Annotated in this window: 18 protein-coding genes and 1 pseudogene; 2 read left to right on the forward strand and 17 right to left on the reverse strand. The window is 56.6% G+C overall.

The window, feature by feature from the left end:
* Nucleotides 1-30 precede the first annotated feature (30 nt).
* From A6764_RS13590 to spo0A, 5 genes are all read right to left on the reverse strand, one after another.
* Nucleotides 31-609: a beta-class carbonic anhydrase gene (locus A6764_RS13590; RefSeq protein ID WP_065066234.1), complete on the reverse strand. Its 579-nt coding sequence runs from the start codon at nucleotides 607-609 to the stop codon at nucleotides 31-33.
* A 189-nt stretch (nucleotides 610-798) separates the two neighbouring features.
* Complete coding sequence (locus tag A6764_RS13595; RefSeq protein ID WP_065066233.1) at nucleotides 799-2,331, reverse strand: ATP-binding protein; 1,533 nt, start codon at nucleotides 2,329-2,331, stop codon at nucleotides 799-801.
* Nucleotides 2,300-2,698 carry an ATP-binding protein gene (locus A6764_RS13600; RefSeq protein ID WP_029099488.1) on the reverse strand — a complete coding sequence of 133 codons (399 nt, stop codon included), beginning with the start codon at nucleotides 2,696-2,698 and terminating at the stop codon, nucleotides 2,300-2,302. Before A6764_RS13600 ends, A6764_RS13595 begins: the two co-directional genes overlap by 32 nt.
* 388 nt (nucleotides 2,699-3,086) lie before the next feature.
* Nucleotides 3,087-3,590, reverse strand: coding sequence for a hypothetical protein (locus A6764_RS13605; protein WP_065066232.1), 504 nt, complete (start codon nucleotides 3,588-3,590; stop codon nucleotides 3,087-3,089).
* Nucleotides 3,591-3,784: 194 nt separating this feature from the next.
* A complete protein-coding gene (gene spo0A / locus A6764_RS13610; RefSeq protein WP_029099484.1) occupies nucleotides 3,785-4,573 on the reverse strand; it encodes a sporulation transcription factor Spo0A in 789 nt (262 codons plus the stop codon).
* A gap of 42 nt (nucleotides 4,574-4,615) precedes the next feature.
* On the opposite strand from spo0A, the gene A6764_RS13615 reads away from it, so the two are divergent.
* Nucleotides 4,616-4,960, forward strand: coding sequence for a hypothetical protein (locus A6764_RS13615; RefSeq protein WP_264622254.1), 345 nt, complete (start codon nucleotides 4,616-4,618; stop codon nucleotides 4,958-4,960).
* A gap of 62 nt (nucleotides 4,961-5,022) precedes the next feature.
* Here the strand turns inward: A6764_RS13615 and spoIVB are convergent, their stop codons facing one another.
* On the reverse strand, nucleotides 5,023-6,354 hold the full coding sequence (spoIVB, locus tag A6764_RS13620) for a SpoIVB peptidase (protein ID WP_065066230.1): 1,332 nt from the start codon (nucleotides 6,352-6,354) through the stop codon (nucleotides 5,023-5,025).
* A gap of 263 nt (nucleotides 6,355-6,617) precedes the next feature.
* Here spoIVB and A6764_RS13625 point away from each other — a divergent pair.
* A pseudogene (locus tag A6764_RS13625) lies at nucleotides 6,618-7,955 on the forward strand (IS1182 family transposase); the annotation flags it as partial.
* Nucleotides 7,956-8,069: 114 nt separating this feature from the next.
* Here the strand turns inward: A6764_RS13625 and recN are convergent.
* From recN to nusB, 11 genes are all read right to left on the reverse strand, one after another.
* Nucleotides 8,070-9,800 (reverse strand): DNA repair protein RecN, encoded by a 1,731-nt coding sequence (recN, locus tag A6764_RS13630; RefSeq protein ID WP_065066229.1) that lies wholly within the window; start codon nucleotides 9,798-9,800, stop codon nucleotides 8,070-8,072.
* A gap of 15 nt (nucleotides 9,801-9,815) precedes the next feature.
* Nucleotides 9,816-10,265, reverse strand: coding sequence for a transcriptional regulator AhrC/ArgR (gene ahrC, locus A6764_RS13635; RefSeq protein ID WP_029099480.1), 450 nt, complete (start codon nucleotides 10,263-10,265; stop codon nucleotides 9,816-9,818).
* Between the two features lie 5 nt (nucleotides 10,266-10,270).
* Nucleotides 10,271-11,128, reverse strand: coding sequence for an NAD(+)/NADH kinase (locus A6764_RS13640; RefSeq protein ID WP_029099479.1), 858 nt, complete (start codon nucleotides 11,126-11,128; stop codon nucleotides 10,271-10,273).
* Between the two features lie 111 nt (nucleotides 11,129-11,239).
* Complete coding sequence (locus A6764_RS13645; RefSeq protein WP_065066228.1) at nucleotides 11,240-12,052, reverse strand: TlyA family RNA methyltransferase; 813 nt, start codon at nucleotides 12,050-12,052, stop codon at nucleotides 11,240-11,242.
* Nucleotides 12,049-13,935 carry a 1-deoxy-D-xylulose-5-phosphate synthase gene (dxs, locus tag A6764_RS13650; protein WP_065066227.1) on the reverse strand — a complete coding sequence of 629 codons (1,887 nt, stop codon included), beginning with the start codon at nucleotides 13,933-13,935 and terminating at the stop codon, nucleotides 12,049-12,051. Before dxs ends, A6764_RS13645 begins: the two co-directional genes overlap by 4 nt.
* A 282-nt stretch (nucleotides 13,936-14,217) precedes the next feature.
* Nucleotides 14,218-15,114 (reverse strand): polyprenyl synthetase family protein, encoded by an 897-nt coding sequence (locus A6764_RS13655; RefSeq protein WP_035297941.1) that lies wholly within the window; start codon nucleotides 15,112-15,114, stop codon nucleotides 14,218-14,220.
* Nucleotides 15,111-15,368 (reverse strand): exodeoxyribonuclease VII small subunit, encoded by a 258-nt coding sequence (locus tag A6764_RS13660; protein WP_029099475.1) that lies wholly within the window; start codon nucleotides 15,366-15,368, stop codon nucleotides 15,111-15,113. The genes A6764_RS13655 and A6764_RS13660 overlap by 4 nt, the downstream gene beginning before the upstream one ends.
* Complete coding sequence (gene xseA / locus A6764_RS13665) at nucleotides 15,337-16,716, reverse strand: exodeoxyribonuclease VII large subunit (protein WP_264622255.1); 1,380 nt, start codon at nucleotides 16,714-16,716, stop codon at nucleotides 15,337-15,339. The genes A6764_RS13660 and xseA overlap by 32 nt, the downstream gene beginning before the upstream one ends.
* A 12-nt stretch (nucleotides 16,717-16,728) precedes the next feature.
* Nucleotides 16,729-17,583, reverse strand: a complete 855-nt coding sequence (gene folD / locus A6764_RS13670) for a bifunctional methylenetetrahydrofolate dehydrogenase/methenyltetrahydrofolate cyclohydrolase FolD (RefSeq protein WP_035297945.1) — start codon at nucleotides 17,581-17,583, stop codon at nucleotides 16,729-16,731.
* 88 nt (nucleotides 17,584-17,671) lie between these two features.
* Nucleotides 17,672-18,634 carry a tRNA (adenosine(37)-N6)-threonylcarbamoyltransferase complex transferase subunit TsaD gene (locus A6764_RS13675; RefSeq protein WP_065066225.1) on the reverse strand — a complete coding sequence of 321 codons (963 nt, stop codon included), beginning with the start codon at nucleotides 18,632-18,634 and terminating at the stop codon, nucleotides 17,672-17,674.
* An 18-nt stretch (nucleotides 18,635-18,652) separates the two neighbouring features.
* Complete coding sequence (nusB, locus tag A6764_RS13680; protein ID WP_035297949.1) at nucleotides 18,653-19,057, reverse strand: transcription antitermination factor NusB; 405 nt, start codon at nucleotides 19,055-19,057, stop codon at nucleotides 18,653-18,655.
* Nucleotides 19,058-19,078: the final 21 nt, after the last annotated feature.

Here is a 19,078-nt window from a genome sequence, read left to right on the forward strand (position 1 = left end):
CGCCTCCGGGTTATGACATCCGAACGCCGCTTACTCGTCTGCAGCGATTCTCTCATAGCCGTTGACGACCAGGTCAAGCTGTCCGGTTTCCGGATTGATCAACAGGCCGTGCACCGGTACCCGGCGCGGCAGCAGCGGGTGGTTCGAGATTACCTCCACGCTTCGTTTCACGCTTTCCTCCACGCTGTCAAAGCCGCGCAGCCAGGTCTTCAGGTTGATCCCGGCGTTTTGCAGCAGGGAAATCGTCTCGGCCGCAATCCCCTGCTGTTTCATTTTGTTCAGCATGTCTTCGGCGGAGATCATGCTCATCCCGCAGTCGTAATGGCCCACCACCATCACTTCTTCCGCGTTCAAGGCGTACAGCGCGACGAGAATACTGCGCATGACGCTGCCAAACGGATGGGAGACGATCGCCCCCGCACTCTTCACGTGCTTGAAATCCCCGTTGCGCAAATTCATCGCCTTGGGCAGCAGTTCCTCCAGCCGGGTATCCATACAGGACAGGATCACCAGACGCTTGTCCGGGAATTTGGTTGTCTTGAATGCCTCGTATTCCTTACGAGCGACAAACTCGCGGTTAAACGTGAGAATCTCTTCCAGTTTGGTCATTCGTGATCACCAGCCTTAGCAAGTGTTATTCCTTCATTGTACTAGAAAGAAGGGACGAATCAACACATTCATGGAAGGGAGAACCGCCCTCCAACACAACGTGCTGGCTTGCAGGATGGGGGCTCAGAAAAAAGGAACCCCTTGTCACGTTTGAAAGGGGTAGATTTCAGGAAAGCGTTTCCCTTTTATTTATTGATATTCCTCCAAGGCCTGCTGCAGCGTGGCCTTGGTGTCAACCTTTTCCGTAAACACGATGCCCAATTCGATCATGGTGTTCGCGATTTCCGGGCGAATCCCGGTGATGATCGCCTTGCATCCGAGCAGCCCGATTCCTTCCACGATGCGAAACAAATGGCCCACCACGGCCGTATCCATAAACGCCACACCCGATAAATCGATAATGATTTTTTGTATTTTCAGGCTGGCGATTTGATTGAGTGTCCGCTCCTGCACTTTTTTCGCCCGATAGGTGTCCAGTGTGCCGACGATGGGCAGCACCGCCATGGAAGCGGATAACGGAATAATGGGAACCGACAGGTCATCAATCGTTTCGCGGTGGGAACGAAGCAGTTCATCCTTGTACTCGATGTAACTGGAGAAATAGTGAAAAATGTAATGATCCAATATAAAATTCGTTTTGATGCCAAGTTGGAAAACACCTTCCATGTCAAGACCGACATGCTGATAATAGTTATGTAACAGATTCCAATACACCTTGCGAAATGCCTGAATCAATTCCAGTTTAATGACGAGCGGAACATCATTCCGTGCACCAGTCTTTCCGAGTTCCTTCGCGAGTATGGTCAGTTCATGCTGCCGCTCTTCGACCAGGAGTTTGGCCATTCTGTCAAAAATGTCCTGTACATCGATATTGTACATGGAGGCTTCAATGAGCTGATTCGTCCCTTTCGTTTCGTGGGCAAACAGTTCATGAAAACGATCCTGATTCATCACAAAATATTCTTGAAAACTTTGACCTTCGACGTATTGCATATTCAAATTCATCACTCCAATTTGTTCGATCATTTCAATGGGAAATTGAATGGTGAATGTCGTGCCGATGCCTTCTGTACTCTTTACATCGATGGTGCCTCCATGCTGGTAGATGGTCGAAAACACCTGCGTCAGGCCCATTCCCGTCCCTTCATCTTTTGTTGTGAAGAAGGGGGTTCCCAACAGTTGAAGCTTTTCCTGCGGTACACCGACCCCTGTGTCCGAAATGCTGACGAAAACGAAGTCACCCATTCGGTAATGTTCGATTGAAATGATGCCTTCATGGGGAATGGCTTCAAACGCATTTTTCAAGAGATTGAAAAAGGCCTTCTTCAACTGGTTTCGTTTTCCGCAGATGACTTCATCACTATTGCGAAAGTTTCGGACAATTTGAACCCGATAGATTTGATCCTGAAACAAATAGAGCAGCGACTCCAATTCAGAACAGAGATTGATCGAAATATACGACTCCTCTTCCAAATCAGGTTTGGAAACCTGCAATAAATCCTGCAGCGTCGCAATCGCCTGATCCAGTTCGGAGCAGGCAATATCCAAATACCCATGGGAAATCTCTTCTTGGAGAAGCTGCAAGAATCCCTTCACCGCTGTTAACGGATTTCTCACTTCATGCGCGATTCCCGCCGCGATTTGACCGATGGAGGCAAGGCGGCTCAAGGTATCATCCGTCTTTGGTGCTTTATAGTTTCTTTCCTGCCCATTTGATCGCAACGATCTTCGTTCCTCTCGTCGAAGTCTCAATTTGGAATTCATCCATCAATCGCTTCACGCCGGATAAGCCGAGTCCCAATCCTCGCGACGACGATTTCTTTTTGCCGTTGACAACGTCCTCTACATGGAGAATTCCCGGCCCTTCATCGGTAACGACAAAACGTATTCCCTGATCGAGCAATTCACAACAAAAAAGTCCCTTGCTGTAGGCATGATCCAATATATTTCGGGTTAACTCCGAAACACTCACGAAAATCTTCTGCTGATCTGACTCGGAAAAAGGGAGCTGCTTCATAAAATGACGAACGGTACTTAACGCAAAATAAATATCGTCTTCGGAAGAGATATTCACTTTTTGGTAGGTCATCGGCACAGGAATCCTCCATGGAATCAAACTTTTTTCATTCTAGCTTGATTATAGTGACCTTTATGAATATATCAATAGGAAATTGTGCGCTTTCCATCGCTTCAGGCAGGGCTTCGGTGGCGGATAACAGATTCACAGGAAGTTCTTTCATGATGAATAGGCAATTGGCTGACACCGGATCTTTCCCGGATTCCGTCATGAATAGTTACGGGCAGGTTTGCCTAAGAAAAGGTCATCCATTCCTTGTCTTTTCACTGTATGCTGCGTCTGTTTACGTATTTGCGGTTCCGTGGCAATTTTGGTTCAGTGTTGATTTTTTCGTCTTTCGTCGTATCAGATACGATTCGGCGGAATCGGTCCAAAAGGGGATCACTCCGCCCTTTGTAAACTACACACATCGAATGCTTACACATTCAAAATATAAATATTTCTTTTCATCTTCTTGAATTTCCGGACGCAGTTGTTTACACCACTCTTCTTGCAAATCTTCCTCTTTACATATGTTTGATCGCCAAAAAGACAACCCCCATTCAGGGAAATCATACGTCCACCCTAACTCCTTATGGTCACGATCATATTTTGATATCTTATCCAGTTCCGCGATAAGCTCCTCGGCTTTCGTATGAAACACATCCATATCCATACATACGCATGAAAGTACATCCTTTAAACCAGAGGAAACTTGAATAAAGGTAACCTTTCCATGGGAGTCATATTCTAGTTGAAAACAAGATCGAATCGCACCTTTCATGTGGAAGTTGCGAGGATTTTGCTCATAGGTGATTTCGTATGTATCCGTATAGACCTGAAGACACTCATCCACCTCCGTTTTGGGCATGCCAAGTTGTATGATGCCAATCCCTTTCTTTGGTTCAATGATTAAACGATCCATCTGCATCCCCCCTCATTCGGCCATAAAAAAATACCACTTCTTCATTGGTTTTACGGAACCAATAAACAAGCGGTATTCGTTGTATTGCTGTTCAGAAGTTTATTGGCATTTTCGGATATTAGAAGTCGAAATTGTTCTGGATGTAATCCGTTTCCAATTCTCAAAATCCCTTGCTACATCTGTTTTCTTCCTTCTCAGCTAATCTTTGCTTCAATCCGCAGCTTGTCGGCGACCATGGCAATAAACTCGGAGTTGGTCGGCTTGGCCTTGGTGTTGGAGATGGTGTAGCCGAACAGGCTGGAGATGGAATCCAGATTGCCGCGCGACCAGGCGACTTCGATGGCGTGGCGGATTGCGCGTTCCACGCGGCTGGCCGTCGTGTTGAACTTTTTGGCGATGTCGGGATACAGCACTTTGGTGATCGAGCCGAGCAGTTCCACGTCGTTGTACACCATCGTGATTGCTTCGCGCAGGTACAAATACCCCTTGATGTGGGCAGGCACACCGATTTCGTGAATGATGCTGGTAATGCTGGCATCCAGATTGCGCCCTCTCACCGCCAGCGACGTCTGCGGCTTGACGGCGGTGATAAACGAACCGGTCGGCTTGCTGCTGGTCATCTGGCGGATGCGCTGGGCCAGCACTTCCATGTCAAACGGCTTCAAAATGTAGTAGGCGGCCCCCAGTTCCACTGCTTTTTTCGTGATTTCTTCCTGACCGAACGCAGTCAGCATGATGATCTTCGGCTGCGGCGACAGGCGCATGGCCTGAATCTGCTCCAGCACCGCCAGGCCGTCGAGGTGCGGCATGATAATATCGAGAATCAGCACATCCGGCACGCGCTCCTGCAGCAGGCGAATGACATCGTTGCCGTTGTACGCCACCCCGATGACATTCATGTCATGCTGGCTGCTGATGTACTCTTCCAGCAGGTTCACAAATTCCCGATTATCATCTGCCAACAACACATCAATCTTGTTCAAGGTCGTTCCTCCTTACAATCAACGGTCTGTTTGGGAAAGAAGGTGGAATTGGTGATCTCAGAAGTATGTAAACGATCGGAATATGTCCAAACCATCTTTTCACATGAAAAATTATTCGACAAACCCCAGTTCATTCCTGCCAATGACGAAAGATTGAATGATTTTTCCGATATTTCGACAAATCGCAACCGCTTTTCGCCAGATTATGGTTCCCATCCGGCCGTCATTCGCGAAAGACGCGGCCGGATGCGGCAGGACGCCTTCTCCTCTACACGCCGCACGGGCCATTCTCCACCTGGCCTGTTTGCCCATCCTTTCCGGGACGCCCCCATAGAGAAGAGCCGCCGCGCCCAACGGGAGAGCGCTGACGGCTATGGAGCGTGCTGACTGGGCTTCGCGAAGCCGCGCGTTCGTGCCGGTTCCACCAAGCATGCTGTGCTGTCTTGACGCTACGCTGCACTCCCGATCGGCGTTTTGGCTTGCGGCGAGCGGACGGGGATGCCGGCCTCCTGCAGCATCCACTCGATGTAGCAGCCGTACCCCGAGGTGGGATCGTTGACAAACACGTGGGTGACCGCCCCGACGATTTTTCCGTTTTGGATGATCGGACTGCCGCTCATCCCCTGGACGATGCCGCCGGTTTTCTCCAGCAGGCGCTTGTCCGTTATTTTGATGATCATGCCCTTCGTGGCGGGGAAATGCTGCTTGACGACATTGACGATCTCAATGGCGAACTCCTCCACTTTCTGGCCGTCCACCACCGTGAGAATTTTGGCCGGCCCCTCCTGCACCTGCTCGGCTAGGGCGATCGGCATCGGCTCATTGTACAAACTGCGCTTCGGCTTCTCTTTCATCTTGCCAAAGATGCCGAACGGCGTGTTTTTGGTGATCGTCCCCAGGACTTCGCTTTCGTTGTAAAAGCGGGCGAACTTCTCCCCCGGGTTGCCGCTCTGTCCTTTTTCAATGGAGGTTACGCTGGCCGCCACGATCTGGCCGTCTCCCACGGCGATTGCCTGTCCGGTATCCACGTCGGAGATCACGTGACCCAACGCGCCGTACGCCTTGGAGTTGGGGTCGTAGAACGTCAGCGTACCGACACCGGCCGCGGAGTCGCGAATGTAGAGACCCATGCGGTACTCGTTGTCTTTTCTGTCTTTTGCCGGGTACAGGGTCATGTTGAGCTTTTCCTTGCCGCGTACGACCAGCAGTTGTACGGGGGTGTTGCGTGCCCCTGCTTCACCGACCAGTTTCTTGAGGTCATTCATGTCGTTGATGTACAGGTCGTTTATCTTGACGATCATGTCCCCGACGTGAATACCCGCTTGTTCCCCGGGCGATACCTTTTCCTTGCCTGTGTCCACGAGATGGTGTCCGACGACGAGCACGCCCGCCGTCTGCAGCTTGACGCCGATCGATTGTCCCCCGGGGATGACCCGCAAATCGGGCAGCACGTTTACTTTAACGGCGGTCAGTGGAACGCTGCGCCACTTGACCTGGAGCTGTGCCTCACCCGCGCGGCGCGGCTCGACGGACAGCGGTTTGCTCAGGTCGACGGCGACTTCCCGCGTCTCTGCTCCGTTTACGTGCAAAATGTCGGGGTTGCTGTTGATCAACGTCCCCATGACGGGCACGGAGACGCGAAGCTGTTGCAGTGAACCTTCCATCAAGCGCAATTCATGGGGGAAAGAAGACAGGCCGCGGAACGGGGTGGAACTCACGACGAGCGCCGTGATGAGGAGAAGGAGACTTCCCATCCATTTTCTTCTGTTGTGACGGATCACCAGCAATCACTCCTACCGTTCCCTACCTACACCTACCTGATACACCTCCACCTTGTGTAGTTATAATGTTGCCTGGGCCCTTGCGGATTATGTCAGGAAAATCACCCACGCGCATGCTTTCCTGACGCCATCCGCACCAGTACAAAAAAAGCTGTCAATCTCCGTTGACAGCTTCAGCGTGTAGACAAAGTACCGAAGGTACAAGGTCTACACGCTTTTTTGTCGAATAAACATGACATTCAACGCTGTGTAGAGGTGGAAGCATGCTGAACAAGCAACAGGCCGAAGGCCGTTATCAGATATCTGTAGTCTCATTAGATGAATTGGTTCCACAAGATCATCTTGTTCGAAAAATCGAAAATGCCATCGACTTTTCTTTTATCTACGACTTGGTGAAAGACCGGTACTCTCTCGACAACGGAAGACCCAGCATTGACCCCGTCGTCCTCATCAAAATGGTGCTCATCCAGTACCTGTTTGGAATCCGTTCCATGCGACAAACCATCAAAGAGATCGAAACAAACATCGCCTATCGGTGGTTTCTGGGTTACGACTTTACACAACCGATTCCCCACTTCACGACGTTCGGGAAAAACTACGTACGGCGATTTCAAGGAACCGATCTGTTTGAAAAGATTTTTACCCGTATTCTCGAGGAGGCTTGCCATCACGGATTTGTAGATCCCTCGGTCTTGTATATTGATTCCACCCACGTAAAAGCCAGTGCGAACAAGAACAAATACATCAAACAACTTGTGCAGGAAGAGCGGAAGAAGTATCAGGAACTCCTTGAAGAAGAATTGAACCAGGATCGCGTGGAGCATGGAAAGAAGCCATTGCCAAAAAAGACTGAAACAGCCTGGAAGGAGGTGAAACAAAGCAGTACTGACCCCGACAGCGGTTGGTTTGTCAAAAACGAAAAAGAGCAGACGTTTGCGTATTCGTTTCATGCAGCAAGCGACCAACATGGTTTTGTCGTTAGTGCCGTGGTAACGGCGGCTAACGTTCATGACAGTCAGGCCTTTTCGGATGTTTTCGAACAAGCCGTGGAACGCGTAGGAAAACCGGATGCCGTGGCAGTAGATGCCGGATATAAAACGCCTTACATTAGCAAGTGCCTGTTGGATGAAGGAATTCGCCCCGTGATGCCTTACACCCGTCCTCACACGAAGGAAGGGTTATTTCGAAAGCATGAATACGTGTATGATGAATACTTTGATTGCTACATCTGTCCTGCCGGACAGGTTCTTACCTACGAAACCACCACTCGTGACGGCTACCGTATGTACCGTTCCGACCCAGGCGAATGCAACCATTGCCCATTCCGCCCCCAGTGTACAGAGAGCCGGGAGGCTGTGAAGCGAGTCAGTCGTCATATTTGGGCGGATTACCTAGACGAAGTGGAGCATCTGCGACATACCGAAGTGAATAAACGCCTTTACGCACGCAGAAAAGAAACCATTGAGCGCGTATTTGCGGATTTAAAGGAGAAGCATGGTTTGCGTTGGACCACTTTACGAGGACTGAAAAAAGTGACAATGCAGGCGATGCTTGTCTTTGCTTGTATGAATTTAAAAAAACTGGCCAATTGGCTATGGAAGTCAGGCAAAGGGAGGTGCAATGCCCTTCATTTCCGCTTCACTTTCGAATACATACAGGACAAACTCCCTCTACTGCCAATGGCAACAAGGGAGTTTGTCTGCAATCTGAAGCTGTCAATCTCCGTTGACAGCTTTTCGTTGTTGCCCGAGCAGAATCATCTCGCGGGCGTGTTCTTCGGTTTTGGCCGTGACTTCGGCGCCGCCCAGCATCCGGGCCAGCTCCTTGACGCGCTCTTCGTCGGAGAGGCGCTGGACGACCGTCATCGTCTCGTGCTCGCTCATTTCCTTGCGGATCAGAAAATGCGCGTCGGCCAGCGATGCCACCTGCGGCAGATGGGTGATGCAGAGGACCTGCCGCTTTTGTGCCACGCGGGCCAGTTTCTCCGCGATCGCCTGGGCGGCCCTGCCGCTCACGCCGGTGTCCACTTCGTCGAAGATCAGCGTCTGGACCTGATCCGTACCGGCCAGGATCGTCTTGATCGCCAGCATGACCCGGGACAGTTCGCCGCCGGACGCGATCTTGGCCAGCGGCCGGAGCGGCTCGCCCGGGTTGGGGGAGATGAGAAACTCCACCTGATCGATTCCGTTTGCATCGACGCGCCATTTGGCCCCTTCCAGCTCAATCCCGTCCTCATCCGGCACCCGGCGGACGTCGATGGCGAAACGGGCCCGTTCCATGTGCAGATCTTTCAACTGCTGCTCGATCTCCCGAGCCAGCCGCTCGGCGCATTCGCGGCGGATCACGGACAGTTCCAGCGCTTCCACGGCCAGATCGGCCGCCAGCTCGGTCAGCCGGTGCTCCAACTGCTGCAGGCGATCCTCGTAGTGCTGCATCTCGTCCAGCTCGTCCTGGATCGCGGCGGCGTACTCCAGAATGTCGTCCACGTTTTTGCCGTACTTGCGCTTCAGGTTCTGGATCTGGTCAAGCCGCCGCTCCACTTCCGCCAACTGCTCCGGTTCGAAGTCAAGCTGGTCGCTGAGCTGACGAAGCTGCTGCGCCACGTCTTCCATCTGGTAGTATGCGCTCTGGACCACTTCCACAATCGGCGCGAGCTGCTCCTCGTACGGCGCGATCCGCTCCAGCTCGCTCATCGCGTGGCCGAGCCAGTCCAATCCGCGCTGATCCCCGTACAGGGCGCGATAGGCATCCTGAATGCCGGCGTACACCTTTTCGATGTTCATCCATTTTTTCCGCTGCTGGAGCAGTTTCTCGTCTTCACCCGGCGTCAGGGCGGCCGCTTCGATCTCGTTCAACTGGTATTGAAGCAAATCGATCCGCTGCACCAGCTCACGCTCGTTGCGGGCCATCCGCTCCAGGTCCTGTCTGGTCTTGCTGTAGGCGGCATAGAGCTGGCCGTACTCCCGCTTGGCCGCGCCCAGCTCCGCTTCGCCGTACGCGTCCAGCCAGTTGATGTGCTTATCCGCCTGCATCAGCATGTGGGTGTCGTGCTGGCCGTGCACGGTCACCAGCCACGGCCCCAGCTCCCGCAGCATCGCCAGGGTGACCAACTGGCCGTTGATGCGGATGATGCTCTTGCCCTGGCTGGAGATGTCGCGGCGCACGACCAGCGTGCCGTCCTGCTCCACGGCGACGCCGAAGCTCTCGCACAGCGCCAGCGCCGGGTGGCCGGCGGGCAGTTCAAACAGCCCTTCCACTTCGGCCCGCGTCTCCCCGTACCGGACAAAGTCGGCGGAAGCTCGTCCGCCCAGGAGCAGGCCGAGCGCGTCGATGATGATCGACTTCCCGGCTCCGGTCTCCCCCGTGAGGATGTTCAGTCCCCGTTGAAAGGAAATCGTGACCGATTTGATGATGGCAAAATTGCGAATGGACAGTTCCAACAGCATTGTGTGCAACCACCTTTACAGCATGTCCAGGAAGCGCTGGGTGACTTCCCGGGAGTTCTCCTTCGAGCGGCAGATGATGAGAATGGTGTTGTCGCCGCTGATGGTGCCCATGATTTCCTCCCAGGACAGGTTGTCGATCAGCTCGGCTACGGCATTGGCGTGGCCTGACAATGTTTTCAGCACAATGAAGTGGTCGGCGTAGTCGATGCTCACGTAGGAGTCCACCAGCATCCGCTTCAGCTTTTGGATCGGGTTGAACTTCTGCTCGACGGGCATCGAATATTTGTACCGTCCGTCCGGGAGCGGCACCTTCACCAGATGCAGCTCTTTGATGTCCCGCGAAACGGTCGCCTGGGTCACGTTAAACCCGGCTTCCCGCAGACGGTCCACCAGTTCGTCCTGGGTCTCCACCTCGTAATTGCTGATGATTTCCCGAATGCGAATGTGTCGTTGTCCTTTGTTCATTGCCATTACTCCCACTCACCTTGTAGTTTCGTGCGAATCGCTTCAAAAAAGCCGCCTGTTTTCCACTTGATCAGCGGCGTGACATGCGGGGACTTCTTGACGAAAATCTGGTCGCCGCCTTCCAGCCGGTAGCCGAACTGTCCGTCGATGGACAGCCCCATCTCCTGGTGGATCGCATCCACCTCGATCCGGATGACCTGATTGGCCGACAGCACCATCGGACGGGCGGTCAGCGAGTGCGGGGCCACCGGTGTCAGGAGCAGCATGTCCACATTGGGCGCGACAATCGGCCCTCCCGCCGACAGGGAGTAGGCGGTCGAGCCTGTCGGGCTGGAGACGATCACGCCGTCGCCGCTGAACGTCGCCACGTAGTCGTCATCCACGTAGACGGCGCATTGGATAATCCGGCAGAACGAGCCTTTGGCGATGCCGATGTCGTTCATCGCGGTGTAGCTGGCCAGCGCCGCCCCGTTTCGCACCAGCGTCGCCTCCAGCATGGTCCGCTCCTCGATGTCGTACTTGCCGGAGAGCAGGTTGTCCACGGCTTCCGGCAAATCGTCCGGGTCGGCTTCCGACAAAAAGCCGAGCGTCCCCAAATTGATGCCGAGAATCGGCAGGGAACGGCCGGCCAACTGGCGGGCAATCCCGAGCAGCGTACCGTCGCCGCCCAAGACGCACAGCAGCTTCGCTTCCCGGCCGATCTTTTCCAGCGCGGCCGCCAGCTCGGGACGGCCCACATCGGAGGCAATATGTTCATCAAGCAGAACGCGGGCCCCTCTGGCTTCCAGCAGGTACATCAGCTCCCTGGCCACGATGCGGGCTTCCGGCTTCCCTTTGTTTGCTACGATACCAATCGTTTTCATATGGCCCACCCCAAACGTCGTTGGTTGGAAATCCTTATACAAGTATACAACTTTTCATGCATATAAAAAAAGCCTCGATTCAACCGCGATCGAGGCTTTTTGTCCCATACCTTACTTCAATTCGCGATGGGCCGCGGACACCACTTCCGCCGCGCGCCGAAGCCAGGCATCCGGAGTCAGGCCGCCCTCGCTTTTTCGCGCGTGCATGAGAAATTCGATGTTCCCCTCTCCTCCGGTAATGGGAGAATAATCCAGCCCCTGCAGCGAGAACCCGATGCTGACGGCAAACTGGCCGATGTCGACCAGCACCGCTTCATGGATGTCCGGGTCGCGGACGATCCCGTTTTTGCCGACGTTCTCCTTGCCCGCTTCAAACTGCGGCTTGACGAGAGCAACCACATCCCCGCCCGGCTGCAGGAAGCGGTACAGAACGGGCAGGATCAGTTTCAGCGAGATGAAGGAAACGTCGATCGAGGCGGCGTCCGGCCGTTCGTGTTCGAACGCGTCCGGATCCATATGACGGAAATTGGTGCGCTCCATCACCACGACCCGCTCGTCCTGACGGAGGCTCCATGCGAGCTGTCCGTACCCGACGTCAATCGCATACACGCGGCGCGCGCCGTGCTGCAGCGCACAGTCGGTAAAGCCGCCGGTCGACGCGCCGATGTCCATCATCACCCGGCCGTTCAGATCGATCCCGAACACCCGCAGCGCCTTTTCCAGCTTCAGCCCGCCGCGGCTGACGTAGGGATGTACCTCTCCCTTGACGGCGATGGGCGTGTCTTCGGGAATCTTGGTCCCCGGCTTGTCGCAGCGCTCGCCGCCCACCAGCACCAGTCCGGCCATCACGGCGGCCTTGGCCTTTTCCCTGGTTTCAAACAAACCCCGCTCGACGAGGAGCACGTCTACCCGTTCTTTTTTCATGCTTCCACGACGCCCCTCGTCATCGGCAGCAGGGCGCGCACGCGGGCGGCGATGGCGTCTGCCGTCAGCCCCACTTCCTCACGCTGTTCCTTCACGCTGCCGTGTTCCACAAAGTAGTCGGGCACCGCCACCACGTCCACGCGCACACCATGGAACCCGGCCTTTGCCAGACATTCCAGAACGGCGCTGCCAAAACCGCCCATCGCCGCTCCTTCTTCCACGGTGACGATGTCGTAGCCTTCCCGGGCCAGACGGAACAGCAGTTCCTCATCGAGCGGCTTGCAGAAGCGGGCGTTGACCAGCATCGGCTGGATGCCTTCGCGGTTGAGCTGCTCCACCGCTGCCTCCGCCAGTTCGAAGACGTGGCCGAACGACAGGATGGCGACGTTCTTCCCTTCACGGACCACTTCCGCTTTCCCGATCGGCAGCACCTGCAGCTCCTCGTCCATTTTTACGCCGCGAATGGCAAGACGGGGGTAGCGGAACGAGATGGGGCCGTCTTCGTAGGCCACCGCCGTGTTCATCATGTGGCGCAGCTCGTTCTCGTCCTTCGGCGCCATGATCACCATGTTGGGGATCGTCCGCATGAACGCGATGTCGTACATACCCTGGTGCGTCTCCCCGTCTGCCCCGACCAGGCCGGCCCGGTCGACGGCGAAGATGACGTTCAGCTTCTGGCGCGCCACGTCGTGAATCAACTGGTCGTACGCCCGCTGCAAAAAGGTGGAGTAGACCGCAAACACCGGCTTCAGCCCCTGCGTCGCCAGGCCGGCGGCAAAGGTGCAGGCGTGCTGCTCGGCAATGCCCACGTCAAACAGGCGGTCCGGGAACCGCTCACCGAACTTAAGCAGTCCGGAACCAGCAGGCATGGCCGGCGTCACGGCGACAATCCGCTCGTCCGCTTCGGCGAGGCGGATCATCGTGTCGGCAAAAACGGACGTGTACGTCGGAGCCGACTTCGGCGTGTCGCCCGACTCGATCTTGTACGTTCCGATGCCGTGCCACTTGACGGAGTCGGCCTCGGCGGGGGCGTAGCCCTTTCCTTTTTTGGTAATGGCGTGAATCAGTACCGGCCCTTTGGTCTGCTTGGCCGTCTTCAGCGAGTCGAGCAGCAGTTCCAGGTTGTGGCCGTCGATGGGTCCGATGTAGGTGAAGCCCAGTTCTTCGAATAGAACGCCGGAGACCAGCAAATACTTCATGCTGTCCTTGAAGCGCTCCGCCAGATGGGCCAGCCTGCCGCCCACGGCGGGAATCGATTTCAGCAGGTGCTCCAGCTCTTTTTTGGCGTTCCGGTAGTTTTCGGCGGAACGCAGCTTGCCCAGGTAGTTGTGCAGCGCGCCGACGTTGGGGGCGATCGACATCTCGTTGTCGTTCAAGACCACGATCACGTTTTTCCGCTCGTGACCGATGTGGTTCAGCGCTTCAAACGCCATCCCCCCGGTCAGGGCACCGTCCCCGATGATCGCCACGACATGGTGCTTTTCCTTTTTCAGATCGCGCGCGGTGGCCATACCCATGGCGGCGGACAGGGACGTACTGCTGTGTCCCGTCTCCCAGACGTCATGCGGGCTTTCGCTCATCTTGGGAAAGCCGCACAATCCCTTGTACTGGCGCAGCGTCGGAAACAGTTCGCGGCGGCCGGTGAGGATTTTATGTACATAGGCTTGATGGCCTACGTCCCAGATCAATTTGTCTTCCGGACTGTTGAACACGTAGTGCAGCGCGAGCGTCAGCTCCACCACGCCCAGATTAGGAGCGAGGTGGCCGCCCGTTTTGGACAAGGTTTCCACGAGAAACTGGCGAATTTCGCCGGCCAGCGTATAAAGCTGGGGCAGCGAACACGTTTTCAAATCCTGAGGATTGTTGACGGTCGTCAGCAGCATTTTGATTCCTCACTTTCCAGTCGTTCTCCGTCAATTGGCATGCTGCAATCCAAATCAACACGCAAACATCCGCTTCGTTCAGCTTGATTCATTATAACGGTTTCTCGGCGAAAACACCACTTTCATCTGCCAGAGGCGCCATTCCGCCCACCTTTTGGCACCAACACACGGACTGCCATCTCCGGGGAAGATGAACAAAAAAACCGGCTTCCCCCTGCGGAAAGCCAGCTTTTGTCGATTGGAGGTGGTTCAAAAGGACCAGGACGTGCATGCCCGACCCGTCTACTTCGTCCGGTTCATCACATAATCGGCCAGAGGAGTCAAGGCCGAGTGTTCCAACCCCGCGTCGGCAAGCGCGGCTTTGGCCTCCTCGATCAGCCGGACGAGCCGCTCTTTGGACGCCTCCAGGCCGAGCAGCGCGGGATAGGTGGCCTTCTGCCGGTCGGCGTCGCTGCCCACCGCCTTGCCCAGTTGGGCTTCATCCCCCTCCACGTTGAGGATGTCATCCTGGATTTGAAACGCCAGTCCGATACAGAGCCCATAGCGGGTCAGCGCGTCCATCTGGGCCGGCGTGGCCTCGGCCAGCCACCCGCCGCCGCGCAGCGCGGCGATCAGCAGGTCCCCGGTCTTGTGCCGGTGGATGTACTCCAATTCCTCCAGGTTGAGGCGTTTGCCTTCCCCTTCGATGTCAGCCATCTGCCCGCCGACCATCCCGGCGGAACCGGCCCGCTTGCCCAGTTCGGCGATCAGCCGGACCGTCGTCTCCGGCTTGACCTCGGGATCTTCCAGGTAGGCCTCGGCGATGTAGCCAAACGCCCGCGTCAGCAGCGCATCCCCGGCCAGAATCGCGGTCGCTTCCCCGAACACCTTGTGATTGGTCGGTTTGCCGCGGCGCAGGTCGTCGTCGTCCATCGCCGGCAGGTCGTCGTGAATCAGCGAGTAGGTATGGATCATTTCCAGCGCGACAGCGTAGGGAATCCCCCGCTTCAGCGGCTTGTCCAGCGCTTCCAGCACCGCCAGCACCAGCATCGGACGCAGCCGCTTGCCGCCCGCCATCAGGGAATATTTCATCGATTCGTACAGCGTATGAGGCACGCCGTCCCGTTCCAGACCGGGAAGCAGGTGTTCTTCGATCAACGCCGTTTTTTCTGTCAGGTAGGAGGCGAAAGAGTCGGTCATTGCGCTTCGCCCTCCACGTGGAACGGCTTTTGCTTCCATTGACCGTCTTCTTCCACCAACTGGGTGATTTTCGCTTCGATCGCATCCAGCTTCTGACTGCAGATGCGGGAAAGCGTCACGCCCTCCTGATAGAGGCCGATCGCCTCCTCCAGCGCGATGTCCCCCTCTTCCAGACGACGGACGACTTCCTCCAGCCGCTTCATCGCCTCTTCAAACTGCATGTCAGTCTCTTGATCCGTCTTCTTCCGCGCCATTACGCTTCTCCTCCCGGTAAATCTGTTCCACGCGTGCCTGAGCACTGCCATCAATTAATCGTACCACGAGCGCGTCTCCGGGGGCAAACTGGTCGACTGACTTGATCAACCGCCCGTCGGCGTATACCAGGGAAAAGCCGCGCTGCATCACTTTCAACGGGCTGAGCGCATCCAGTTGGCCGATCCGGGCGGCAAACGCCATCCGCACCTCCGTCACCCGCTGCCGGACCAGCTCGTCCAGGCGAGCCCGATGCGCGGCGACAGCCCGCCTGCGCTCCGCAACGGCTTCCGTTGGCCGGTACCGTTTCAACTGGGCAGCCACCAGTTCAAACCGCTCCTTGCGGCGGGTCAACAGTTGCTTCATCGCCTGCCGCATGCGAATCTGCACGTCGTCCAGGCGCTGCTGCGCTTCTTCCACCCGCCGCTTGGGCCGGCGCATGGCGTACGATTGCGTGAGGGTTTCCAGCCGTTTTCGCTCGGAGGCCAGCCGCCCGCGCAGCGCCCTGTGCATGCGGGCGTCGAGCTGCTTGACCCGTTCCACCCACTCCAGGTAATGCGGCACGGCCAGCTCGGCGGCCGCGGTCGGGGTTGCCGCCCGCACGTCCGCGACAAAATCGGCAATGGTCACGTCGGTCTCGTGCCCCACCGCGGAGATGACCGGAATCCGGGATGCGGCGATGGCCCGCGCCACCTGCTCGTCGTTGAAGGCCCACAGCTCTTCGATCGAGCCGCCGCCCCTGCCTACGATCAGCACGTCGATGTCAGGCTGCTGGTTGATGATGTGAATCGCCGCCACGATCGACGCCGGAGCCTCAGCCCCCTGGACGATCGCCGGAGACAGGACGATCTCCGCCTGCGGGTAGCGCCGTCTAATCGTGGTGCAGATGTCGCGAATGGCCGCGCCCGTCGGCGACGTGACCACGCCGACGCGCTTGGGAAAGGGCGGCAGCGGCCGCTTTCGTTCCGGGGCAAACAGGCCTTCGGCGGCCAGCTTCGCCTTCAACTGTTCAAACGCCAAATAGAGGGAGCCCAGCCCGTCCGGCTGCATCTCCCGGGCGTACAGTTGATAGGTGCCGTCCCGCTCATAGGCAGAGATGGAACCGCGGACAATCACCTTGGTTCCATCTTTGGGCAAAAAGCGCAAAAAGCGGTTGTAGCTGGCGAACATGACCACTTTGATGCGGGACTGGCTGTCTTTCAGCGTCAAATACATGTGGCCGCTGGTGTGGTGGGTAAAATTGGACACTTCCCCCCGCACCCAGACGTCCTGCAGGCGCTGTTCCCTCTCCAGTACCTGCTTGATGCATCGGTTCAAGTCGCTGACCGTGAATACGTGTCGCGTGTCCATGCGCTCCCTCCCTTACCGGGCGGTTTGTTTTCTGGCAGCGGCGACGGTGTTCTTCAGCAGCATGGTGATCGTCATCGGGCCGACACCGCCGGGAACGGGCGTGAGAAAGCCGGCCACCTCCCGCACCTCGTCAAACTTGACATCCCCGACCAGCTTGCCGGTCTCGATCCGGTTGACGCCGACGTCAATCACGACCGCCCCCGGCTTGACGTGTTCCCTGCCGATCAGATGAGGCTTGCCCGCCGCCACGACGAGAATGTCCGCCTGCCGGGTGTGAGCGGCCAGGTCCACGGTGCGGGAGTGGCACATCGTCACCGTGGCGTTTTCCTGCTGCAGCAGGAAGGAGACCGGCTTGCCCACGATGTTGCTGCGGCCGATCACGACGGCGTGCCTGCCTGCGATGGGCGTTCCCGTCCGTTTGATCAATTCCACGATGCCGTGCGGCGTGCAGGGAAGCAGCGTGTCGTATCCGATCATCATGTTGCCGACGTTGAGCGGATGGAAGCCGTCCACATCCTTTTCCGGCGCAATGGCTTCGATCACCGCTTTCTCGGAGATGTGCGGCGGCAGCGGAAGCTGTACCAAAATGCCGTGAACGTTCGGATTCCCATTCAACTGATGAATCATGTCCAACAGCTCCGCTTCGCTGATCGAAGCGTCTTTCCGAATGACCTCCGAGCGGATGCCCACCTCCTGACACCCCCGCTCCTTGCCGCGAACGTAGGAATGGGAGGCAGGGTCATCCCCCACCAAAATCACCGTCAAGCCCGGCACTACGCCCTGTTTTTTCAGTTCTTCCACTTCGTTCGCCAATTCGGCGCGAATGTCCTGTGCGATGTCCTTCCCGTACAAAATGGTCGCTGCCATGGAGAAGTAACCTCCTTTATCAAGATCGCTACCCTTAGTGTAGCGACTCAAGGAGTTCGTGTAAAGGCGAATTTTAAAAAGTTAATTTCTACTTAATGTTCGCCTTTAGCTTCATCCACCCCAGCATTGCCACGCCGTATGCATTGTCCCCCGAGTACTCCGGGTCGCAAAAATAGAGAGTGGCCTTCACGGCCGGGTGCTCCAGCCGTTTGATCAGACGCTCCCGGATGTACCGGTTGGCGGCGACGCCTCCGACGATCAGAATCTCCCGGGGCAGCCCCGCTTCCACGGCATGGCGCAGCGCCTTTTCCAGCGTGTTGGCGATGCACTGTTCCGTCGCCCTGGCGATATCCGCCGGAGCGGCCGCCCCGCTTTCCACCGCCCGCAGCAGCGACGCCTCCGGTCCGGAGAAACTGAACGACATGCCGTCGACCGCGGACGCCACGCGGAAATCTCCCGCCGCTTCGCGTGCCAGCTTCTCCAGGGAGGGACCCGCCGGAAACGGCAGTCCCAACGCCACCCCGATCCGGTCCACCAACTGTCCGGCGTGGAGGTCGATCGTCCCGCCCACCTTCTCGATGCGGTAGCCGGCCGCCTCCCGTTCGCACTTCAACAGCTCGCTCGTCCCGCCGGACAGGTGAACGGCGAGAAAGCGGTCGCCCTGGGGCCGTTTTTCCGCGGTGAACTCGCCTGCCGCAATGTGCCCTTCCTGGTGCGTCGTCAGGAGGCAGGGAACCCGCAGGTAGGCGGCCAGAGACTTGGCCAGTCCTTCGCCCACCTTGAACACGGGCATGTACGAACGGTCCACGGGACGCGGCTTTTCGCTGGCACAGACCGCGACGATCTTGTAGTCGTTCCACTTCAACTGCTCGCTCAGCTCCGGCAGGTTCATCACATGCTGAAAGACGGCTTCCGATTGCTGCAGGCCGCGCTTTCCTTCCTTCACCTTGAGAAGGCGCTTCGCTTCTGCCGCAATCCGGCCGTCTTCCTCTGCCAAGCACAGCGATGTCCGGTAGTTGCTCGTATCAATTCCCAACAATACCTTCGTCATGCTGTCTCACCTGCTTGTTTACGCCTGGGCGGTCTGGCGCGACTGCAAAAAGCTGGACAACACGCCGTTGATGTAACGGTGCGACTGCTCGTCACTGAACAATTTGGCGATCTCGATCGCTTCGTTCATCACGACCTTGTCCGGAACGTCCGGTTCATACATGATTTCGAAAAAGGCCAGGCGGAGAATGGCCCGGTCCACATTGGCGATGCGCTCCAACTGCCATCCGCGCAGGAACTTGCGGATTTCCGCATCCACCTCCTGCTGGTGCTTCAAGGTGCCTTCCACCAGGTAACGCAGGTACGACGGATCTTCCTCGCTGTCTTCCATGACGAGGTTCAGTGCGTCTTCCACCTGCACGTCCGCCATGTCGATCTGGAACAGGCATTGGACTGCTTTTTCTCGTGCTGTTCTACGTTTCATCGCGTTCACCTTCTACTCAGA

It is taken from the genome of Brevibacillus sp. WF146 (assembly GCF_001673705.2).
GTDB lineage: Bacteria > Bacillota > Bacilli > Brevibacillales > Brevibacillaceae > Brevibacillus > Brevibacillus thermoruber.